Source organism: Polaromonas sp. P3_C2, from assembly GCF_056402675.1.
Window position 1 is genome coordinate 1 of sequence record NZ_JBFUGX010000629.1, and the last position, 2,394, is coordinate 2,394.

A 2,394-nucleotide genomic window follows, 5' to 3' on the forward strand; every position below is an offset into this window, starting at 1 on the left:
GTTTGAGGGCGACGGCGAAGCCATTGCCCTGCGCCTTTTGCGCGACGGCTTTCTGGAAGCCCATCCCGGCAAGACGTCCGCGCCGGCAAAAAACCCTGCGCCTGCACCCGCCCAAACACTCACGCCGGCGCAGTTACAGAACTTTCCCAGCCCCGAAACCACCCAGGCCATTCAGGTCTCTGCCGATCAATTTGAAGGCAAGCGCTCGCTTGCCACAACCCGGATGTTCCTGTTCGACATCTGCGAACGCATGTTCGCCCGGCGCAACCCGGAGATGGCCGAGCGCTTTCGCGAAGCGCTGCGCAATGCCAAAGACCGCGAGACCATGCTCAGCGCCTCGCGCGAAATGATCGAGGAAATCGAAAAAAYCGCGGGCCACGAGCGCGCCGACTCCATCAGCGAGCGCATCGCCATGCTGCTGCCGCAGCACCAGGCCGCCTGATCGAGCCGACAGCGGCTTCCGTTACACTCAGCGGTGTCAGGAGAGAGTTTTCCTCGCGAAAACCGCCGAAGGCGCACGAGCACCCGGGGGGCACCCCCCTTGAGTAGCACTGAACGCTCAGGCAAAAGGACTGGCAACCGCCCTGCGGCGCACCACGCGGCAAGGCGTTCCCTACTGGAGAGAGGCCGCCTTTCACGGGCAGCCCACCGAAGGAGCAAGCCTGCATCGCCGGGTGAATCTCTCAGGTAAAGTGGACAGCAGGGGCAGCCCATGGATTGAGAACAAGTTCTTGCCATGACCGTGTTTGCCCCCTGGAGAATGCCTTGTCCGATTCGTCCACCTCTTCCGCCGCCCCCGAAACCTTGTTGAAAACGCCCCTGCATGACCTGCATGTGGAGCTTGGCGCGCGCATGGTGCCTTTCGCGGGCTATTCGATGCCAGTGCAGTACCCCGCGGGCCTGATGGCGGAACACCACCACACACGCCAGGCTGCCGGCCTTTTTGACGTGTCCCACATGGGCCAGCTACGCCTGGTGGGTGCTGATGCCGCAGTCGCGCTGGAATCCCTGATACCCGTTGATGTGATCGACCTGCCCGCCGGCAAGCAGCGCTACGGCCTGCTGTTGAACGACGACGGCGGCATCATCGACGACCTGATGTTCTTCAACCGTGACTATGCGAACGGCGGCGACCTGTTTGTCATCGTCAACGGTGCGTGCAAGGCGGGCGACATCGCGCACATCCAGGCCAAAATCGGTTCGCGCTGCGAAGTCATCCCCATGCCCGAGATGGCTCTGATGGCACTGCAGGGCCCGCAGGCCGTCACGGCCTTGCAGCGACTGGCGCCAGGCGTCGAAAAGCTGGTGTTCATGACCGGCGGGCGCTTCACCGTGGCCGGCTGCGACTGCTTCATCACCCGCAGCGGCTACACCGGTGAAGATGGCTTTGAAGTCTCGGTGCCTGCTTCGCAAGCTGACGCACTCGCACGCGCGCTGCTCGCGCAACCTGAAGTCAAACCCATCGGCCTGGGCGCGCGCAATTCGCTGCGGCTGGAAGCGGGCCTGTGCCTCTATGGCAACGACATTGACACCACCACCACGCCGGTGGAGGCCAACCTCAACTGGGCCATGCAAAAGATCCGCCGCACGGGTGGCGCACGTGCCGGCGGCTTTCCGGGTGCGGACAAAATCCTGGCCCAACTGGCAGACCCCGCCCTACTCACCCGCAAGCGTATCGGCCTGGTGGCGCTGGAGCGCGTTCCTGTACGCGACCACACCGAACTGCAAAGCACCGACGGCATGGCTATCGGCGAAGTCACCAGCGGTTTGTTGGGCCCCACCATCAACCAGCCCGTCGCCATGGGTTACATCAAACCTGAGTTCGCTGCGCTAGGCACACGCGTGAACGCCATCGTGCGCGGCAAGCCGGTGCCCATGGAAGTGGTCGCCATGCCTTTCGTTCCCGCCCGCTACTACCGCGGTTAAGCACCAGATCAAGCTCCCCGTTTTATTCACCCCACTCAACCCCTGGAGAACCTCATGACCGTCAAATACACCGAAGACCACGAATGGGTCAAGATTGAAGGCAACGTCGCCACCGTCGGCATCACCGTGCATGCGCAGGATGCGCTGGGCGATGTGGTGTTTGTGGACCTGCCGGCTGTCGGCACCACCTTCGCCCAGAAAGAAACCGCCGGTGTTGTCGAATCCGTCAAGGCCGCGGCCGACGTGTATATGCCCTTGAGTGGCGAAGTCACCGAAATCAACGAAGCCCTAAGAGACGACCCGTCTCTCGCTAACAGCGACCCGATGGGCGCCGGCTGGTTTTTCAAAGTCAAGCTGTCCGACCCAACGCAGCTTGACGCGCTGATGGACGAAACCCGCTACACCGCTTTCGCTGCCTGATTTTCTGACCGATTCTTTTTTCTGACTCCTGGCTGCCAAGCCTGACAC

Annotated in this window: 3 protein-coding genes and 2 riboswitches; all 3 genes read left to right on the forward strand. The window is 62.4% G+C overall.

What is annotated here, in order from left to right; all coding sequences use genetic code 11:
* A partial coding sequence (locus tag AC1DWI_RS19965) for a hypothetical protein (RefSeq protein WP_477725553.1) occupies positions 1-442 on the forward strand: 442 nt, incomplete at its 5' end.
* 27 nt (positions 443-469) lie between these two features.
* Positions 470-585: riboswitch (glycine riboswitch) on the forward strand.
* 21 nt (positions 586-606) lie between these two features.
* A riboswitch (glycine riboswitch) is annotated at positions 607-710 on the forward strand.
* 55 nt (positions 711-765) lie between these two features.
* Complete coding sequence (gene gcvT, locus AC1DWI_RS19970) at positions 766-1,926, forward strand: glycine cleavage system aminomethyltransferase GcvT (protein WP_477667880.1); 1,161 nt, start codon at positions 766-768, stop codon at positions 1,924-1,926.
* Positions 1,927-1,980: 54 nt separating this feature from the next.
* A complete protein-coding gene (gcvH, locus tag AC1DWI_RS19975) occupies positions 1,981-2,346 on the forward strand; it encodes a glycine cleavage system protein GcvH (protein WP_457280135.1) in 366 nt (121 codons plus the stop codon).
* The last annotated feature ends 48 nt before the right edge of the window (positions 2,347-2,394 follow it).

Bases quoted from the DNA above. Each gene is read 5' to 3' on its own strand.
- gcvH (WP_457280135.1), top strand. From the start codon at position 1,981: ATGACCGTCAAATACACCGAAGACCACGAATGGGTCAAGATTGAAGGC.